The 17,427-nt window shown below is 59.6% G+C and carries 17 protein-coding genes, 3 tRNA genes and 1 pseudogene; 3 read left to right on the plus strand and 18 right to left on the minus strand.

All coding sequences use genetic code 11. The annotated features are described in order from the left end of the window. Position 1: 1 nt before the first annotated feature. From AC3IQ7_RS21830 to AC3IQ7_RS21840, 3 genes are all read right to left on the minus strand, one after another. Entirely contained in the window at positions 2-304 is a 303-nt protein-coding gene (locus AC3IQ7_RS21830; protein WP_425253889.1) for a hypothetical protein, read from the minus strand. Between the two features lie 152 nt (positions 305-456). After that, positions 457-532, minus strand: a tRNA-Asn gene (locus tag AC3IQ7_RS21835). A 73-nt stretch (positions 533-605) separates the two neighbouring features. Next, on the minus strand, positions 606-932 hold the full coding sequence (locus AC3IQ7_RS21840) for a Dabb family protein (RefSeq protein WP_489207310.1): 327 nt from the start codon (positions 930-932) through the stop codon (positions 606-608). A 198-nt stretch (positions 933-1,130) separates the two neighbouring features. Here AC3IQ7_RS21840 and AC3IQ7_RS21845 point away from each other — a divergent pair, with 198 nt between their 5' ends. Continuing rightward, entirely contained in the window at positions 1,131-2,045 is a 915-nt protein-coding gene (locus tag AC3IQ7_RS21845) for an alpha/beta fold hydrolase (protein WP_489210498.1), read from the plus strand. 21 nt (positions 2,046-2,066) lie between these two features. Here AC3IQ7_RS21845 and AC3IQ7_RS21850 read toward each other — a convergent pair whose 3' ends face one another. From AC3IQ7_RS21850 to AC3IQ7_RS21885, 8 genes and pseudogenes are all read right to left on the minus strand, one after another. Continuing rightward, positions 2,067-2,189 carry a hypothetical protein gene (locus AC3IQ7_RS21850; RefSeq protein ID WP_425253886.1) on the minus strand — a complete coding sequence of 41 codons (123 nt, stop codon included), beginning with the start codon at positions 2,187-2,189 and terminating at the stop codon, positions 2,067-2,069. 96 nt (positions 2,190-2,285) lie between these two features. Then, entirely contained in the window at positions 2,286-2,777 is a 492-nt protein-coding gene (locus AC3IQ7_RS21855; RefSeq protein WP_425253885.1) for an alpha/beta fold hydrolase, read from the minus strand. 284 nt (positions 2,778-3,061) lie between these two features. After that, positions 3,062-4,531 (minus strand): anti-phage dCTP deaminase, encoded by a 1,470-nt coding sequence (locus AC3IQ7_RS21860; protein WP_489207311.1) that lies wholly within the window; start codon positions 4,529-4,531, stop codon positions 3,062-3,064. A 266-nt stretch (positions 4,532-4,797) separates the two neighbouring features. After that, a complete protein-coding gene (locus AC3IQ7_RS21865) occupies positions 4,798-5,613 on the minus strand; it encodes an IS5 family transposase (RefSeq protein ID WP_489207312.1) in 816 nt (271 codons plus the stop codon). Between the two features lie 187 nt (positions 5,614-5,800). Then, positions 5,801-5,908, minus strand: a pseudogene (locus AC3IQ7_RS21870) (helix-turn-helix domain-containing protein); the annotation flags it as partial. An 85-nt stretch (positions 5,909-5,993) separates the two neighbouring features. Next, positions 5,994-6,069 (minus strand) — tRNA-Asn (locus AC3IQ7_RS21875). A gap of 135 nt (positions 6,070-6,204) precedes the next feature. Continuing rightward, positions 6,205-6,280: transfer RNA gene (locus tag AC3IQ7_RS21880), tRNA-Asn, on the minus strand. Between the two features lie 131 nt (positions 6,281-6,411). Next, positions 6,412-7,626: an amino acid aminotransferase gene (locus tag AC3IQ7_RS21885; RefSeq protein WP_489207313.1), complete on the minus strand. Its 1,215-nt coding sequence runs from the start codon at positions 7,624-7,626 to the stop codon at positions 6,412-6,414. A 112-nt stretch (positions 7,627-7,738) separates the two neighbouring features. On the opposite strand from AC3IQ7_RS21885, the gene uvrB reads away from it, so the two are divergent. Then, the gene (uvrB, locus tag AC3IQ7_RS21890; RefSeq protein ID WP_489207314.1) at positions 7,739-9,826 is read left to right on the plus strand and encodes an excinuclease ABC subunit UvrB; all 2,088 of its coding nucleotides are present in this window, start codon (positions 7,739-7,741) and stop codon (positions 9,824-9,826) included. 24 nt (positions 9,827-9,850) lie between these two features. Here the strand turns inward: uvrB and AC3IQ7_RS21895 are convergent, their stop codons facing one another. Continuing rightward, a complete protein-coding gene (locus tag AC3IQ7_RS21895; RefSeq protein ID WP_489207315.1) occupies positions 9,851-10,348 on the minus strand; it encodes a DUF3224 domain-containing protein in 498 nt (165 codons plus the stop codon). A gap of 56 nt (positions 10,349-10,404) precedes the next feature. Here AC3IQ7_RS21895 and AC3IQ7_RS21900 point away from each other — a divergent pair, with 56 nt between their 5' ends. Further along, entirely contained in the window at positions 10,405-11,247 is an 843-nt protein-coding gene (locus AC3IQ7_RS21900; RefSeq protein ID WP_489207316.1) for a DUF6597 domain-containing transcriptional factor, read from the plus strand. Here the strand turns inward: AC3IQ7_RS21900 and denD are convergent. Genes denD through AC3IQ7_RS21930 form a run of 6 tightly spaced genes read right to left on the minus strand, consistent with a single transcriptional unit; the run spans position 11,244 to position 17,239 of the window. Beyond that, positions 11,244-12,221, minus strand: coding sequence for a D-erythronate dehydrogenase (gene denD, locus AC3IQ7_RS21905; protein WP_489207317.1), 978 nt, complete (start codon positions 12,219-12,221; stop codon positions 11,244-11,246). The genes AC3IQ7_RS21900 and denD overlap by 4 nt on opposite strands. 2 nt (positions 12,222-12,223) lie before the next feature. Next, entirely contained in the window at positions 12,224-13,015 is a 792-nt protein-coding gene (gene otnI / locus AC3IQ7_RS21910) for a 2-oxo-tetronate isomerase (protein WP_489207318.1), read from the minus strand. An 18-nt stretch (positions 13,016-13,033) separates the two neighbouring features. Next, on the minus strand, positions 13,034-13,678 hold the full coding sequence (otnC, locus tag AC3IQ7_RS21915; protein ID WP_099378224.1) for a 3-oxo-tetronate 4-phosphate decarboxylase: 645 nt from the start codon (positions 13,676-13,678) through the stop codon (positions 13,034-13,036). Then, positions 13,675-14,976 carry a 3-oxo-tetronate kinase gene (otnK, locus tag AC3IQ7_RS21920; protein ID WP_489207319.1) on the minus strand — a complete coding sequence of 434 codons (1,302 nt, stop codon included), beginning with the start codon at positions 14,974-14,976 and terminating at the stop codon, positions 13,675-13,677. The genes otnC and otnK overlap by 4 nt, the downstream gene beginning before the upstream one ends. A gap of 20 nt (positions 14,977-14,996) precedes the next feature. Next, on the minus strand, positions 14,997-15,896 hold the full coding sequence (gene ltnD, locus AC3IQ7_RS21925) for an L-threonate dehydrogenase (RefSeq protein ID WP_489207320.1): 900 nt from the start codon (positions 15,894-15,896) through the stop codon (positions 14,997-14,999). 14 nt (positions 15,897-15,910) lie between these two features. After that, positions 15,911-17,239 carry an MFS transporter gene (locus tag AC3IQ7_RS21930; RefSeq protein WP_489207321.1) on the minus strand — a complete coding sequence of 443 codons (1,329 nt, stop codon included), beginning with the start codon at positions 17,237-17,239 and terminating at the stop codon, positions 15,911-15,913. Positions 17,240-17,427: the final 188 nt, after the last annotated feature.

The raw sequence follows: 17,427 nt of genomic DNA on the forward strand, positions 1-17,427 counted from the left end.
GTCACAGCGCAGCGGCATTGTCCTCGCGCCACTTGCGCACCATCTCGTTGCTGATTTCGCGTTCATAGCAAATGGGGGCGTAACCGCCCTTGCGGCTCCATGCGCTGCGCGCCCCACAGGCGCTGCCATTTTTGGCCGCATTGTAGGGACAGGGGCAACGGCCCGGATAGGCGGCAATCGACTCGGCGATGATCTGCTGTTTGACCTTCGCTTCGGCTGGCGCCTGGCGTCCCTGGCCGCCGGCAAGGGGCGCATAGGCTGTGCCGGCGGCCAGCATCAGCACTAGGGCGCAGAGATTCTTCATAGGAAAGGTTGTTTTCATCCACAGGCAGTAAACAGACTCTGCAAGTATGGCAGATGCTTTTCGGCAAATCTGCGTGAAATGTCACGCACGCCATGGCAGCAACGCAAAAAGCCCAACCATGAAGGCTGGGCTTTTCGATACTGCTGATGTTCTGGCTCCCCGACCTGGACTCGAACCAGGGACCTGCGGATTAACAGTCCGTCGCTCTACCAACTGAGCTATCAGGGAAAAGAGGCCGCATTCTATAGGGCAAATTTTCAGTTGTCCAGATTTACGCCAAAAAAATTATGCGCGACGCCGCTCAGCCCGGACTTTCCCTGGGCTGATAGTCAAATACCAGCACCCGCCCCAGCCATGGCTTGAGCAGATCGACAAAGTCCAGGTGGGCCGGATGGGCCAGGTACACGTCGCGCGCGCTGGCGCCATCGAAGGTCAAGGTAAAGCAATCGGTAAAGCCGTCATCGAGGCCTTCCGGGCTGACGTTCGGCCCCCATTCGAATTGCAGCACGCCGGGAATGCGGTGTTTAAGCTGGGAAAACTCATGGACCAGCTCAGCATGCTTGGCCGGTGTGATGTCCTCGAGAAAATCACACAGGACGATATGGCGTAGGGGAATAGAACAGGTCATGGTGGCAGCTCTCCTATGGGGTTGCACTCAGGATAGCGCAAAACGAAAAAGCACACAGGCAGCGGCCCGCCATGCCGCACATATTTTCTATATGCAACATATTATTCGGATAATATCCTCCATGGACACCCCCTACCCGCAGGCAACCATCCATATCAGACCATGACAAAGCTACTGGTAGTGCTATTCATCACCTTGATGCCATTTTCCGCATGCAAAGCGCAAGCGCTTGCCATCGACACGCTGCTGACACCGGACATCGGCGGCATCAAGCAATTTGTGGAAATAAAAACAGATGACTCAAAAAAACCAGTTCTGCTCTTCTTATCGGGCGGGCCGGGAAGTTCGATGATGAAGAATGCGGATGCCTTTACCACCATCCTGAAAAACAGATTTACGCTGGTCCAATGGGATCAGCGCGATGCGGGAAAAACCCTGAAACTCAATCCGTCGCCTAGCCAGCCTTCCGTCGCGCAGATGGAACAGGACACCTACCAGGTCATCACGTTTCTGCAAAAAGAGCTCAAGCAGGAAAAAATATACTTGCTGGGCAGCTCCTGGGGCAATGTGCTCGGCTTTCATATCGTCAAACAGCATCCGGAACTGCTGCATGCGTATTTCGCCGTCAATCCCGTCATCAGCCAGCTGGCCAGCGAAAAGGAATTGCTGAAGACCTTGAAAGTGCATTTCAAGGACAATGCCGTCGCCAGCCAGGAACTGGGAAGCGTCACTTTCCCGTTTACCAGTGACGAAAGCATGTTTTATCTAAGGAAATGGCTTTTTTACAAGGATGGCAAGGAATTTGCGACGAGCGAGGGCTTCAAGACGGGTTTTCTTCAATGGTCGAAAACCTGGTCGCCAGTCTGGAACGAAGTCATGAACATTGATCTGCCCAAGACCTTGCAAAGCGTTGACTGCCCCGTGTATTTCTTCGTCGGCAAGAACGACATCCAGACCTCCACCCGCATCACGCAAGACTATTTTGAGCAGCTGCAGGCGCCCAGGAAAGGGTTGTTTGTATTTGAACAGTCGGGACATCAGATACACCAGGATGAACCGGTGAAATTTCAAGAAGCCATCATCAAGACATTGGATGCGACTACAAAATCCTGATGCAAGGTCCAGTAACCTGGCCTAGACACCGGCAATGCTCGCGGCGGCTTTCCGGATCAGCGACGCCACCGAATGGGCTTGCGAAATGTAAATGGCATGGCTGCCGGCCACTTCGACCACCTTCGAGACCGTGCATTCAGCCATCTCACGCTGCATCTCCGGTGCAATCATCTTGCCCCCCGGTTGCGACCAGGTATCAGCTTGGCTTGTGCCTCCAAGCCGGCGTGGCGACCACGCCGGTCAAGGCGGCCACTCGCCAGGACACTTGCGATGCCGCCATGGAGTCGGCCTTGCCCCTGGGCACATCCGCGGCGAAGGCGGCCGCAAACTTTTCTGATCGAGCAACAGAAAGCCATCGTGCGGCGGCAAGATTGGCGGCACCGGCACAGCAGGCGGGGCATTCTTCAGCAAGGAATCGACTGCCTCGCCGTGATTCGGCACCAAGGCCGCAAGGTAAACCAATGCCTTGACCTTGGAATCGCTCCCCGCTTGAGTGACCACGACGCCGCCATACGAATGACCGATCAAAACCACGGGGTCCGGTGACGCGGCCATAACCCGCTGAGTCGTGACCACGTAGTCCTCCAGCGATAGCGTTGTATTTTGCACAATATCAACGTGGCAGCGTTCCTCACACAATGCCCGGTAGACACCCTCACAGCCAGATCCATCGACAAAACCGCCGTGCACGAGCACGATCGTTGCCCTCCCAACACTTCTAGCCTCATCCATGTCAGCCTCCCCATACAGTTGCAGTGCAGACGATGACCAACCTGCCGGCGCCTGAATTTCTCAAGATTAGCTCCGGAGGCCTGACGATCTGTGCGCTGAATCAAAAGTCGGCGACCTGGGCGCGCCACGCGCCAACAAACAGGGGCCGGAAATGCTAAAAGCCCAACCAATGAAGGCTGGGCTTTTTAGCGACTACGTGTTCTGGTCCCACGTTTACAATAAAATCCAATAACTTAAAATTGAATTATTCTGTAATTTTTCAATATAGGTTACAGTCATGCCAACTATATCACCGCAACCGTTTTGAGAAGCTCATCCGCCTCATTCTTTACCGATTCTTCTTTTTCGAGATATGAAATACTAAACGCCTTAACTCTTGGAACAGCATTCTTCCTGAGCCACGCAGCCTTCTCGAAACCATCCTTTTGTTTTCGCTTTATTTTCTGTCCAGAACCTAAACTTAAAGAAAATAGATTTATGAACTGCCTTGGTCCGACACCAACAAATGGCTGAAACAAAACTTTATTATCTTTTTGATCTTCAGGACTCCTTATAGCATCCGGATGCATCTCATAGGCTTTGCTCTTAGGATAGGGCTCAATAAAAACTACATCGCGAATTCCACTGGCTATGATGTGCTTCGCACAATTATGACAAGGAAATGTTGTACAGAATATTACTGCCCCGTCGCAGCCAATACCGCGGCGAGCACATCCTAGAATTGCATCCATTTCAGCATGCACAACGCGACCATATTCACTTATATCCATTAGGCCGGAAGATTCGATATTTCGTTCAAGATGAGCAAGGGCCGCTCCCCTTAGGCCCTTCTTCAAAGAATTAATAATCGTTTGTTTCTCTTTCGCATTGCGATCTATTCCATTCATATAATCCCGGCCATTTGAAACATCGCCGATTACATTCGTCTTTTCATCAAATGTCGGCCAATAGGTTCCTCCCTCCGGGCTTGGACACTCATTTGCGCCGGTAGAAACAATATCTTTATTCCGAGTGATAACGGCCCCAACTTGCCTTGACATATCGGCACTTTTCATTCCTGCAGCATGTGCCATAAACATTGCATACTCGTGAAAAGTTGGTGTTCTAAACGGATCTCCAAAAATTATATCGAAGAAACGTTCTAAAGAGTTCCACACCTTATGCTCATCCCCGTTCTCAGTGAAGAAAAAGTCTGCCAAATGAAAGGCTGCGCTGGTGCTTTGCCCGTAGTCAATATTGTCTTCACCCCTATCCCGCTTTATTAGATCGTCTCGTTTTTCTCTTTCATGAACAGAACATTGCTTTTCAAGATAGAGTTGTCTCGACTTAGCTGACGAATGCGCGGCAAATAAATAAAAACCTACCCCATATATATTTCGAAGCTCCTCAACCTCCTCCGGGCGTTTGATCGAATCAATTATGTAAATAACTCTTCTATCGGCCTGTCCATCTCTCTTTTCGGCAATCTTTGCGGCCGCAAGCTTTGCCAATAATGAGCTATCCTTACTGCGTCCGCGGAGTTCATTTCCTGCATTCATTAGATCAATTACTCTTTTGTAATTATCACCACAATGATCCGGGACTGTTACATGCTCGTTTATTAACGAACTCATTGAGACAACTTCTGTTCGGTAGCTATAATGTTTTGCCAGATTTTCTATCGTTTTGGCAATCATGGGGCGATTGCAACCAATAGGGCCGATGAGACCAATGACAATTTCGGATGGTTCGGAGGTGTTTTGGCGAAAATTCATGGTCACATTATCCAGACGCTTAAGTAACACAGGGCAACAAATTCATTTAACAAGAACCTTGCCTAAGAGTAACGCAACAATACCATAAGTTGCGCACAAGTCACACCGATGCTGATTTTCTAGCAGAATTAACCCTATCCGTTTGATCCTACTTTCATTGCCTAGCAAACGCTACCACGCGGTCGCATGACTCTGTACAACCCAACTCTTTCAGGTTCTCATGGCCCCACTTCAAAATGCGTCGCTATTTACGTGGCTTAGGTCGCCTAACAAAACCTCTGAATATATCGCCAGCAGATGAGTATGCAGGCAAGCGAGAGGAATGCTTGGTGGATATCGGCTCGGCGCTCGTAGCGGATACGCAACCGGCGGAAACGGTGGAGCCAACCGAGTGTACGTTCGACCACCCAGTGCCATTTACCCAGGCGTTCGCGCGACTCGATGCCATGGCGGGCTATGCGTGGAGCGATGCCACGGCTGCGCAACCAGGCCCGATGGGCACGCGAAGCATATGCCATGTCGGCGTGCAGTTTGGCCGGACGTTTGCGTGGCCGGCCCGCCAGCCCGGATACGGATGGGACAGTTTCGAGCAGCGGGATCAGCATCCGGGAATCATGTACCTGAGCCCCCGATATGCTCGCCACCAGAGGCAGTCCGCGTTGGTCGACGAGCAGATGGTGCTTGCATCCGAGCTTGCCGCGGTCGGTGGGATTGGGGCCGGTATGCTGTCCGCCGAGGGGGGGGGGGGGGGGGGATGGCACGCTGGCCGAGTCGACACTGGCGCGTTCCCATTGAATCTGATCGTATTCCCGCAAGTGGTGCAGCATGGCTTCGTGGATGCGTTGCCACAGACCAGCCTGTTGCCATGCATGCAGGCGCCGCCAGCAACTCATGCCGCTGCCACAGTCCAATTCACGAGGAAGATATTCCCAGGGCAAGCCTGTCTTGAGGACGAACAGGATACCGGTCAAGGCGGCGCGGTCGTCAATGCGAGGGCGTCCTCCCTTTGGGGAAGGCTGATGTACTGGCAGTAAAGGCTGGATCAGCGCCCACAGGTCATCAGGAAGAAGTGCTTTGGCCATGTGATCGGCTCCCAAAAACGATGTCAGGTGAGTTTGACCAGCTTCGGGGCCGTTTGTTTCTATGGGTGAGGTTTTGTTAGGCGCTCTTAGCCTTCTCAGCCTTGTCAATCGGATAGCTGTAACAAGTATTTTTCCAAGCCGCTGACCAATCCCGCCCCGCACAAGAGGATCCAGTGATTTCCGATCACAGATAGCGCAGGACAGTATTGCGTGAGATATCCAGTCGTCTAGCAATTTCTTGTATTAATATCTGATCACGAAGGTGCCCGCGTCGAATGATGTCGGGCGGTCTCACCGTGACCTACTATGCGTAAATAAACGGACCCTGAAATGCAAAAAGCCCAACCGGTAAAGGCTGGGCTTTCTGCTACTGCGTGTTCTGGCTCCCCGACCTGGACTCGAACCAGGGACCTGCGGATTAACAGTCCGTCGCTCTACCAACTGAGCTATCAGGGAAAAGAGGCCGTATTATATAGGCCAAACTTGGCGCTGTCCAGATTTCCATAGGGAAAATCTTACCCTGCCCCAAACTACGCGCCGGCGCCGCAAAAACAAAAAAGGCCACGTTTTTCAACGTGGCCTTCCGAATTCTGGCTCCCCGACCTGGACTCGAACCAGGGACCTGCGGATTAACAGTCCGTCGCTCTACCAACTGAGCTATCAGGGAAAAGAGGCAATATTATATGTCGCTTGTTCCATATTTGCAAGACTGATACTGCATCTTCACAAACACGGCCATCGCCGACTTTCTACCGCCATCAGCGCCGCACTTGCATGCAGCGCCGAAGAAGCAAGATATTAAAGTACTTTGGCGATCGCGTCAATGACGATGTCGATATTGCGCGAATTCAACGCTGCCACGCAGATACGACCCGTGTCCACGGCGTAGATCGACTGCTCGCGCAAGGACGCCACCTGCTCCTTGGTGAGACCCGAGTACGAGAACATGCCGATTTGCTGGCGCACGAATTCGAAATCGTGGGCTGGCGCCTTGGCTTTCAGTTTTTCCACGAAGGCATTGCGCATTTCGCGGATGCGCACGCGCATGCCCGCCAGTTCCTCTTCCCACAGCTGGCGCAGTTCCGGCGTGGCCAGGACGGTGGCGACCACCTTGCCGCCGTGTACTGGCGGGTTCGAGTAGTTGGTGCGCACGACACGTTTCAGCTGCGACAGCAAACGGGCCGCTTCGTCAGCGTCGGCAGCGACAACGCTCAGGGCGCCCACGCGCTCGCCGTACAGCGAGAACGATTTCGAGAACGAGTTCGATACCAGCAGCGGGCCGCCCGCGTCGGCGAAGCGGCGCACCACGGCGCCGTCTTCGGCGATGCCGTTGGCGAAGCCTTGATACGCCATGTCCAGGAACGGCACCAGGCCGCGCGAAGTCACGACGCTGATGATCTGATCCCATTGGGCCACGCTCAGGTCGGCGCCGGTCGGGTTGTGGCAGCAGGCGTGCAGCACGACGATGGAACCGGCTGGCATGGCGTTCAGGCTGGCCAGCATGCCGTCGAAGTTCACGCCATGGGTGGCGGCATCGTAGTAGGCGTAGTTATTCACGACAAAACCGGCGTTTTCAAACAGCGCGCGGTGGTTTTCCCAGCTCGGGTCGCTGATGTAGACCTGGGCACCCGGCGCGAAGCGCTGCAGGAAGTCGGCACCGATCTTCAGTGCGCCCGTGCCGCCGATGGCTTGCACGGTCACGGCGCGGCGCTCTTGAATTACGGCGCTGTCGGCGCCAAATACGAGTTCTTGCACAGCCTTGTCGTAGGCGGCGAGGCCTTCGATCGGCAGGTAGGTGCGTGGCGCCGCCTGTTCGATCAGGATGGCTTCCGCCTTGCGTACGCAAGCTAACAGAGGCACCTTGCCGTTGTCGTCATAATAGACGCCAACGCCCAGATTGATTTTGGCGGGATTCTGGTCCGCGTTAAATGCTTCGGTGATGCCCAGGATCGGGTCGCGTGGGGCCATCTCGATGGCGCTAAACAGACTGGCAGAAACAGTTGGGTTCGTCATGATAAGATTGGATTCGATTGGAAGCAGGTTCACAGCGGAGTTGTAGACAGCGCCCCAAAATACAACGCCAGGGCCGCCAGCAGAGCACTATTCTAACAAAGGTCTGATTCACATGCCCGAATTATCTACCGCCAGCGAGGCGGAAAGCGCAATTATCTCTTTCCCGGACTCCCCCTTCAAGCTGCACCAGCCCTTCCCTCCGGCCGGCGATCAGCCCACGGCAATCGACCAGTTATCAGAGGGGATCGCCGACGGACTGGCCTTCCAGACCCTGCTGGGCGTGACCGGTTCCGGCAAGACCTACACCATGGCCAACGTCATCGCGCGCATGGGCCGGCCCGCCATCGTCTTCGCGCCGAACAAGACCCTGGCGGCGCAGCTGTACAGCGAGTTCCGCGACTTTTTCCCGCAGAACGCCGTCGAATACTTCGTCAGCTACTACGATTACTACCAGCCCGAAGCCTACGTGCCGCAGCGCGACCTGTTCATCGAAAAGGACTCATCGATCAACGAGCATATCGAGCAAATGCGCCTGTCATGCACCAAGTCGCTGATGGAACGGCGCGACGTCATCATCGTCGCCACCGTCTCGGCCATCTACGGTATCGGTAACCCGAACGAATACCACCAGATGATCCTGACGTTGCGCGTCAAAGACAGGGTCGCCCAGCGCGACGTCATCGCGCGCCTGATCCAGATGCAGTACACGCGCAACGAAGTCGATTTCGGCCGCGGCACCTTCCGCGTGCGCGGCGATACCATCGACATCTTCCCCGCCGAGCATGCGGAACTGGCCGTGCGCCTGGAAATGTTCGACGACGAGATCGAATCGATCCAGCTGTTCGACCCGCTGACGGGCAGAGTGCGCCAGAAAATCCCCCGCTTCACCGTGTATCCGGGCTCGCATTACGTGACGCCCCGCTCCACCGTGCTGCGCGCCGTGGAAACCATCAAGGACGAGCTGCGCGAACGCCTCGAATTCTTCCGCAAGGAGAATAAGCTGATCGAGGAGCAGCGGCTGGAACAGCGCACGCGCTTCGACCTGGAAATGATGGCGGAAATCGGTTTTACGAAGGGCATCGAGAACTACTCGCGCCATTTGAGCGGCGCGCTGCCGGGCGAACCGCCGCCGACCCTGGTCGATTATTTACCGCCCGACGCCTTGATGTTCCTCGACGAATCGCACGTGCTGACGGGCCAGCTGAGCGCCATGTACAACGGCGACCGCTCGCGCAAGACGAATCTGGTCGACTATGGTTTCCGCCTGCCGTCGGCACTCGACAACCGGCCCTTGAAATTCGAGGAATTCGAGCAGAAGATGCGCCAGACCGTGTTCGTCTCGGCCACGCCGGCCGAATACGAAAAGACGCATTCGGACCAGGTGGTCGAGCAGGTCGTGCGCCCCACCGGCCTGGTCGACCCGCAGATCATCGTGCGCCCCGCCAGCAGCCAGGTGGATGACCTGATGTCGGAAATCGTCGAGCGCATCAAGAAGGACGAGCGCGTGCTGGTGACCACGCTCACCAAGCGCATGTCGGAGCAATTGACGGAATACCTGGGCGACCATGGCATCAAGGTGCGCTATCTGCACAGCGATATCGAGACGGTGGAGCGCGTGGAAATCCTGCGCGATCTGCGCCTGGGCACCTTCGACGTGCTGGTGGGGATCAACCTGCTGCGCGAGGGCCTGGACTTGCCGGAAGTCTCCTTAGTCGCCATCCTCGACGCGGACAAGGAAGGCTTTTTGCGTTCCGAACGCAGCCTGATCCAGACCATCGGCCGCGCCGCGCGTAACCTGAACGGCACGGCGATCCTGTACGGCGACCGCATCACGGACTCCATGCGCCGCGCCATCGACGAGACGGAACGCCGCCGCAACAAGCAGATCGCCTTCAACACAGCCAACAACATCGTGCCGATCGGCGTGAAAAAATCGATCCGCGAAATGATCGACGGCGTCTACAGTCCGCAGGAAGCGCGCGAAACCCTGCAAGTGGCGCAGGAAGCGGCGAAGTTCGAAGCCATGAGCGAGAAGCAGGTCAGCAAGGAAATCAAGCGCCTGGAAAAACTGATGGTCGACCACGCCAAGAACCTCGAGTTCGAAAAAGCGGCGCAGGTGCGCGACCAGCTGCACGTCCTCAAGCAGCAGCTGTTCGGCGCGCCCGGTACCGACAATGTGGCGTCGATACTGGGCAAATAGACGGCTATCCGTGCCTTGACCCGCCTACGGCTCCGGCAGCGAATAGTCGATGTCGTAGAAATGCTGTCCATCGACGATGCGGATGGCCAGCGTCCCGCTGATGCCTTTCAGCTGCCCCGTGCCGGAATGCGGCACGATCACGATGGACAGCGTCTGCTGGCCGTCGGCCATGGTGCCCGCATGCTGCGCCACGAAGGTGCCTTGCCGGCCCTGCAGCACGCCCGTGATGGCTTCCATGGCGACATAGCCTGCCGCGCCCCTGGTGTCGGTGACGGCGTTGAGCATCTCGCCCTTTGCCGTGGCGACCAGGTCGCCGGCATAGACTTTGTCGAGCAGCACCCTGCCCAAGGTCGTGCGCCCCGCGCGCTGCGGCGCCGCGGACGGCGTCATGGTGATACTGAAACTTCCCGTGGCGCGTACATGCATGCGATGATCCCCCTCTGCAGACGAGGCGGCGCCGGCTGGCGCCACCGATAGACAACATGCGGCCAGCACCAGGCCAGACAAGCTGTGTGATTTCATGACTCCCTTTCAATCGATGCGAGAGAGCCATCCTAGTGGCGCGCAGGAGACAAATATTGGATAAACCCGACAACCCGCGCAATGTGCTCGCCACACGCGGCCAGGCGCCGAAAGGCATCGTCGACCCGCAGGCAGCGGCGCGCCGCATACGGCTGGCGACCTATCCGCCGGCTGGCGCGCTGGCGCCGTTCGTCGACTACTTCTGGGTGGTCGAATGGGACAGGCGGGACTGCGCGCCGGAGACGCAGCGCGTGCTGCCCTACCCGAACGCCCACCTGGTGTTCGACCTTGGGCGCACGGCCATCCATGGCGTGGTGCGCGGCGCCTTCAACCGGCCATTGAGCGGAGCGGGCAAGGTGCTGGGCGTGCGTTTTTCGCCGGGCGGCCTGCGCCCGTTCATCAGCCAGCCCTTGTCGTCATTCACCGACGCGACCATCGCCGCCGATGCCCTGCTGCGCATGCCGGCAAGGGATGCCGAGGCGCTGGTTCTGCAACAAGCCGACGATACGGCCATGGTGGCGCAGGCACAGGCACTGCTGCTGGCAAGGCTGCCGCAGGTCGATGATGGTGCCCTGCTGGCAGCCAGGCTGACTGCCGCGGCGGCGGCCCACAACGGCCCGGCAAGCGTGGCGCAACTGTGCGAAAAAATGGCCATCGGCGAACGACGGCTGCAGCGCCTGTTCGCCAACTACGTGGGCGTGCCGCCGAAGTGGGTGATCCAACGCTACCGTCTGCAGGAAGCGATCTGGCGCCTGGCGCAGCCCGATGCGCCCGACCTGGCCAGCCTGGCGCAGGAACTGGGCTTTTTTGACCAGGCCCATTTCAGCCGCAGTTTTGCGGACCTGGTGGGCAGCACGCCGCTCGACTATCGCCGCTCGCAGCTGGCGACAGTGACCTAGCCGGCCGCTTTCATGTCGTCGACATACGCACGGATGATGGCGGCGAAATCTGCATCGGCCGTCAAACCCAGCGCTTCGGCCCGTGCCGTATCCCAGGCGCCGGGCCAGCTCCTGACGATGCGCTCGACGGCGGGATCGGGTGCATAGCTGATGCGGGCCGCCACTTCGCCGCCGGCCACGGCTTCGAGTGCGGCGAGCATTTCGCCCACGCTCACGCTCAAGCCCGGCAAGTTCACTGTGCGGCTGGCGCCAAACGCCTCGCCCGCCAATTCATGGCCGGCGATCAGCGAGGCGATGGCGCCGCGCGGCGACAGCAGCCACAGACGCAGGTCGGTGGACACGGGGCAGACGGCCGCCTCGCCATTCAAGGGTTCGCGGATGATGCCGCTGGCGAACGATGACGCCGCCTTGTTCGGTTTGCCGGGACGCACGCTGATGGTGGGCAAGCGCAGCACGCGGCCATCGACAAAGCCGCGGCGGCTGTAATCGTTGAGCAACAGTTCGCCGATGGCCTTTTGCGCGCCGTATGACGACTGCGGGTTCAACGCCGTCGTATCCTGCACCACGTCCGGCAGCTTGCCGCCATACACGGCCACGGAACTGGTAAACACCACTTTCGGCTTGTGTCCCAGTTCGCGGCAGATATCGAGCAGCAGCCGCGACGCGTCCAGGTTGATGCGCATGCCCAGCTCGAAATCGGTCTCGGCCTGGCCGCTGACGATGGCGGCCAGGTGGAAGATCGAGCTTGTGCGCGCATCGATGGTGGCGCGCATCAGGGCACCGTCGGCGATGTCGCCCGTGACCACTTTTACGCGCGCATCGTTGAAGTCATGCGCAGCCACCACGTCGACCAATACCAGCTCGCTGATCGTTTGCAACTGGCCCTGGCTGTCCGTCAGCTGGCCTTGCGCCAGCAACTGGCGCGCCAGGCGCTGCCCGAGGAAACCGGCGCCGCCGGTAATGAGTACTTTCATGTTCATGCTCCTTGTTTGTTGTTGTATGCGGCGAGCCAGCCCAGGCCATCTTCTGTGCGCCCGCGCGGACGGTATTCGCAGCCGATCCAGCCGTCGTAACCCAGTTCATCGAGCAGGCTGAATAAATACGGGTAATTGACTTCGCCATCGTCCGGCTCATTGCGCGCCGGGACGCTGGCGATCTGCACGTGGCCGATGCCGTCGAAGTTGTTCCTGAACGTCATGGCGATATCGCCCTCGACGATCTGCGTGTGATAAAAATCCATCTGCACCTTGACGTTGGGCTGGCCCGATTCCAGGCGTAGCGCATGGCCCTGCGCCTGCGTGACGAGGAAGTAGCCAGGCATGTCGCGCCCGTTGATCGGTTCGATCAAGAGTTCGATGCCATGCTGGCCCACGGCCTGGGCCGCGTACCTCAGGTTCGTCAGGTACGTGGCACGGTGCAGCGCCAGGTCGGCGCCCTCCGGCACCAGCCCCGCCATCATGTGCACGCGCGGGGTGCCCAGCGCCAGCGCATACTCGATGGCGCGCGCCACGCCAGCGCGGAATTCTTCCTCGCGGCCCGGCAGCGAAGCGATGCCCCGCTCGCCCGCCACCCAGTCGCCCGGCGGCAGGTTGAACAGCACATTTATCAAACCATGCTCGCGTAGCCAGCCGGCCACTTCCTGCGGCGCGTGGTCATACGGGAAAAGGAATTCGACGCCTTTAAAACCCGCTTGCGCGGCGGCGGCAAAGCGCTGCGGGAACGGCACTTCGTTGAACATCATGGTCAGATTGGCGGCAAAGCGGGGCATGCGTATCTCCTGGATTTTTTATATGTCGAGTTTGAATGTGTGTTTCAGGTCGGCGATCTGCGCCGCGTCGAGCGGGCGCGTGGGCACGTCGCGCAGCAGCAGAAACAGCTTGGCCGTCTCTTCCAGTTCCTCGGCCGCATACACGGCCGCTTCCAGATTCGAGCCCGAGACGACGGGGCCGTGATTGGCCAGCAGCACGGCCGAATGCTTGCGTGCCATGGCACCGATGGCGCCAGCCAGCGCCGGGTCGCCCGGACGGTGATACGGCACCAGCGGCAGGCGCCCCACCTTCATCACAAAGTAGGGCGTGAGCGGCGGGATGCAGTCGTCATGGTTCAAGCCGCACATGCACGACACGGCCGCCGAGTGCGTCGAGTGCAGATGCACGATGGCGCCGGCGCCGCCCCGCTCCGCGTACATGGCGCGGTGCAGGAACGCCTCTTTCGACGGCGGTGCGCCGCTGATCAAGTTGCCGTCCCAATCGAGCTTGGACAATTGCGCGGGATCGAGCCGTCCCAGGCTGGCGTTCGTCGGCGTCAGCAGCCAGCCGTCATCCAGGCGCACGCTCAGGTTGCCGCTGCTGCCCGCCGTCAAGCCACGCTCGTATAGCGACTTGCCGAAGTCGACGATCTGCTCGCGCTGGCGCGATTCGCTGCTGCTCATGCCAGCACCTGCCACGCTTTGCTGAAGAAATCGACCGTGCCGAAATTGCCGGACTTGAGCGCCAGCGCCAGCGGCGCCGCGCCATCGTCACCCAATGCAGGCAAGGCTTGCGTCCACGGCACGCCAGGGTCGATCTCGGGGCCGATGCGCAAGCCCGCCACGCCCAGCGCTTTCACCACCGCACCCGAGGTTTCGCCGCCGGCGACGATCAGCTGGCCCACGCCGAGGCGCACCAGGCCTTGCGCGATGGCGGCCAAGGTTTCCTCGACGAGCGCGCCGGCCCGCTCCACGCCCAGCTGCGCCTGCACGGCGCGCACGGCATCCGGCGTGGCCGTGGCATAGATCAGCACAGGGCCTTGCGCCAGATGCGCGCCGGCCCAGGCCAACGCCTGCTCGACCACGGCGTCGACCACCTCGCCGCCGGCCGCCAGCTGCAGGGGATCGACGTGGAACGAAGGGACCAGTTCACGCAGGTGTGCCACCTGCTGCTGCGTGGCCACCGAACAGCTGCCAGAAATCACGGCGCGCAAACCCGTCGGCGGCGGCAAACGCCCCGCCTGGCCCGCGGGCGATGGCGCCAGCTGCCCCCGCTGGCGGAAATTCTGTGGCAATCCCAGCGCGATGCCGGAGCCGCCCGTGATCAGCTTCAAGTCGGCGCAGGAGGCGCCGATGGCTTCCAGGTCGCGGTTCGAGACGGCATCGACGACGGCGAAATGGCAGCCCTGGCCGCGCAAGTCCGTGAAGCGCTGGGCGATGGCTGCGGCGCCCTTCTCCACCACGCCGTAGTCGGCCAGGCCCACCTTGCCTCGCACCTGCTGCTGCAGCACGCGCACCAGGTTCGAATCCGTCATCGGCGTCAAGGGATGCTCGCGCATGCCTGATTCGGCCAGTGGCACGTCGCCGACAAACAGGTTGCCCTTGTAGATGGTGCGGCCGTTGGCGGGGAACGCCGGGCAGGCAATCGTAAAATCCGTGTCAAGCGCCCGCATCAGCGCCTCGGCCACGGGACCGATATTGCCGCGCGGCGTGGAGTCGAAGGTGGAGCAGTACTTGAAGTAGAACTGTTTGCATCCGGCCTGCTGCAGCCAGCGCAAGGCCGCCAGCGACTCGGCCACCGCGTCTTGCGGCGCAGTCGTGCGCGACTTCAGCGCGATGACGACGGCGTCGACATCGGCTGGCGGCGGACCTTGCGGCACGCCGATCAGCTGCACCGTGCGCATGCCGGCCTTGACCAGCATGCCGGCCAGGTCGGTGCCACCCGTGAAATCGTCGGCGATACATCCCAGTAGTACGGTCATGATTGTTCCTTTTTATTCAGTTACGCTTTCGCCGGCAGATCGATCCCTGGGAAAGTCTTGATGACGGCCGAGTCGTCCTCGCCGCCAAAGCCTGCCGCCGACGCCTGCATGAACATCTGGTGCGCCGTGGCCGACAGGGGCAACGGGAACACGCTTTTTTTTGCGTAATCGAGCACGATGCCCAAATCCTTGACGAAGATATTCACGGCCGACAGCGGCGCGTAATCGCCTTTCAAAATATGCGGCACCCGGTTCTGGAACATCCAGGAACTACCAGCGCTGTTCGAGATCACTTCGTACAGCGCGTCCGGGTCGCAGCCAGCGCGCAGTCCCAAGGCCATCGCTTCGGCGGCGGCGGCGATGTGCACGCCGGCCAGCAGCTGGTTGATCATCTTGACTTTCGAGCCCTGCCCCGGCTGTTCGCCCAGGCGGTACAACTTTGCGCAGATGGCGTCAAAGATGCCGGCGCAGGCATCGAACGCCTCGGGTGCGCCGGCCGCCATGACGGACATTTCGCCGGCCGCCGCCTTGGCCGCGCCGCCAGAGATGGGCGCATCGATGAAGCGCAAGCCCATGGCCGCCAGGCGCGCGCCGAGGGCTTCGGCAAACTCCGGCGCCACGGTGGCGCAGGCGATCACCACGCTGCCCGCCGCCAGGCTGGCCGCCGCGCCGTGTTCGCCAAACAGCACGGACTCCGTCTGCTGCGCGTTGACAACGACGATCAGCACGGCCTGCACCTGCGCCGCCAGCGCGGCCGGCGACTGCGCCGCACGGGCGCCCTTGTCTGCCAGCGCTTGCACGGTTTCGGGCCGCACGTCGCAGGCATGCACCTCAAAACCGGCGCGCAGCAAGGATTGCGCGATGCCCATGCCCATGGCGCCCAGGCCGATCACACCTACTTTTTTGATTGCTACGTTCATCTGCTACTCCAGTTTTATTTGTTCACCAGCTTGGCCGGCACGCGCATGATGATGACCGCGCCGATCACGAGGATGGCCGCCAGCAGGTAGATGGCGATGTCGGTCGACTGTGTCAGGTCCTTGATCGAGCCGATCATGTATGGCGCCGCGAAACCGGCCAGGTTGCCCACCGAATTGATGGCGGCGATGCCGGCGGCGGCCGAGACGCCACCGAGGAAGGCCGTCGGCAGGCTCCAGAACATGGGCGAGGCGGCCAGGATGCCGCCGGCGGCGATCGTCAGGAAGAAGATGGCCCAGCCCGTGTTATGGGCGCCGGCCAGCGCGCTGCAAACGATGGCGGCCCCGCCGATCACCAGCGGAATGGCCATATGCCAGCGGCGTTCGCGGTATTTGTCCGAGCTGCGGCCCAGCAAAATCATCGTGGCCACGGCAAACGAATAGGGAATCGCGGTAAACAAACCGATATTGAGCACGCCCGTCACGCCAGCCGCCTTGATCAGGCTGGGCAGCCAGAACGTCAGCGAATACTGGCCCATCACGCAGCAGAAATAAATCAGGGCCATGACCCAGATGCGCGGATCGGCGAACATGGCGCGGATCGACGGGTGCGACACCTTGCCCTTCGCTTCCGTGGCGATGCGCTGCTCGAGGATCACTTTTTCGTCTTCCGTCAGCCACTTGGCGGCGCGGATGCTGTTATCGAGGTACAGCAGCACGGCCACGCCCATGATCACGGCGGGGATGGCTTCGAGCACGAACATCCACTGCCAGCCCGCATAGCCATGCACGCCGGCGAAGGTTTCCATGATCCAGCCCGACAGCGGGCCGCCGATCAGGCCCGCCACGGGAATGGCCGCCATGAAGGTGCAGACCATGCGTGCGCGGCGCTCGGACGGATACCAGTAGGTCAGGTACAGGATGATGCCGGGGAAGAAGCCCGCTTCGGCCACGCCGAGCAGGAAGCGCATGATGTAGAACATGGTCGGCGTGGTGACGAACATGAAGGCACCCGAGATGATGGCCCAGGTGATCATGATGCGGGCGATCCACACGCGCGCGCCGATTTTATGCAGCATCACATTGCTGGGTACTTCGAACAGGAAGTAGCCGAGGAAGAACACGCCGGCGCCCAGGCCATACACGGTTTCGGAAAACTGCAGGTCGGCCAGCATCTGCAGCTTGGCGAAGCCCACGTTCACACGGTCGAGGTAAGCGACGATGTAGCACAGCATGAGGAAGGGGATGATGCGCCAAGTCACCTTGCGGTAGACGGCGTCATCGATGATTTTCTGGCTGGCGGCGGCGCCTGCCGGCTGGCCCGGCATTGTTTGTGACACTTCCATGCTTGTCTCCTGATCACGAAGGGATCGACCGTGCCGGGTTTTTATGGTCCACCGGAGGTGGCTGGCAACTTGTCTAAAATTTGTATGGATGTATATTATGTGTGTGTTTTATGTGTGTCAAGCTGTATATTCCATATAATGGCAAGCAGGCAATCCCATTTGAAAACCGTTAGCGCAAGGATGCACCC

Source organism: Janthinobacterium sp. GL_088, from assembly GCF_057837845.1.

Excerpts from the sequence above, each read along its gene's own strand:
- AC3IQ7_RS21855 (WP_425253885.1), bottom strand. The coding sequence starts at position 2,777 with ATGGATGAGGCTAGAAGTGTTGGGAGGGCAACGATCGTGCTCGTGCAC.
- denD (WP_489207317.1), bottom strand. The coding sequence starts at position 12,221 with ATGAAAGTACTCATTACCGGCGGCGCCGGTTTCCTCGGGCAGCGCCTG.
- AC3IQ7_RS21830 (WP_425253889.1), bottom strand. The coding sequence starts at position 304 with ATGAAGAATCTCTGCGCCCTAGTGCTGATGCTGGCCGCCGGCACAGCC.
- otnC (WP_099378224.1), bottom strand. The coding sequence starts at position 13,678 with ATGAGCAGCAGCGAATCGCGCCAGCGCGAGCAGATCGTCGACTTCGGC.
- uvrB (WP_489207314.1), top strand. The coding sequence starts at position 7,739 with ATGCCCGAATTATCTACCGCCAGCGAGGCGGAAAGCGCAATTATCTCT.
- AC3IQ7_RS21850 (WP_425253886.1), bottom strand. The coding sequence starts at position 2,189 with ATGGCTGAATGCACGGTCTCGAAGGTGGTCGAAGTGGCCGGCAGCCAT.
- AC3IQ7_RS21930 (WP_489207321.1), bottom strand. The coding sequence starts at position 17,239 with ATGGAAGTGTCACAAACAATGCCGGGCCAGCCGGCAGGCGCCGCCGCC.
- otnK (WP_489207319.1), bottom strand. The coding sequence starts at position 14,976 with ATGACCGTACTACTGGGATGTATCGCCGACGATTTCACGGGTGGCACC.
- AC3IQ7_RS21885 (WP_489207313.1), bottom strand. The coding sequence starts at position 7,626 with ATGACGAACCCAACTGTTTCTGCCAGTCTGTTTAGCGCCATCGAGATG.
- AC3IQ7_RS21865 (WP_489207312.1), bottom strand. The coding sequence starts at position 5,613 with ATGGCCAAAGCACTTCTTCCTGATGACCTGTGGGCGCTGATCCAGCCT.
- AC3IQ7_RS21895 (WP_489207315.1), bottom strand. The coding sequence starts at position 10,348 with ATGAAATCACACAGCTTGTCTGGCCTGGTGCTGGCCGCATGTTGTCTA.
- AC3IQ7_RS21840 (WP_489207310.1), bottom strand. The coding sequence starts at position 932 with ATGACCTGTTCTATTCCCCTACGCCATATCGTCCTGTGTGATTTTCTC.
- otnI (WP_489207318.1), bottom strand. The coding sequence starts at position 13,015 with ATGCCCCGCTTTGCCGCCAATCTGACCATGATGTTCAACGAAGTGCCG.
- ltnD (WP_489207320.1), bottom strand. The coding sequence starts at position 15,896 with ATGAACGTAGCAATCAAAAAAGTAGGTGTGATCGGCCTGGGCGCCATG.
- AC3IQ7_RS21845 (WP_489210498.1), top strand. The coding sequence starts at position 1,131 with ATGCCATTTTCCGCATGCAAAGCGCAAGCGCTTGCCATCGACACGCTG.
- AC3IQ7_RS21860 (WP_489207311.1), bottom strand. The coding sequence starts at position 4,531 with ATGAATTTTCGCCAAAACACCTCCGAACCATCCGAAATTGTCATTGGT.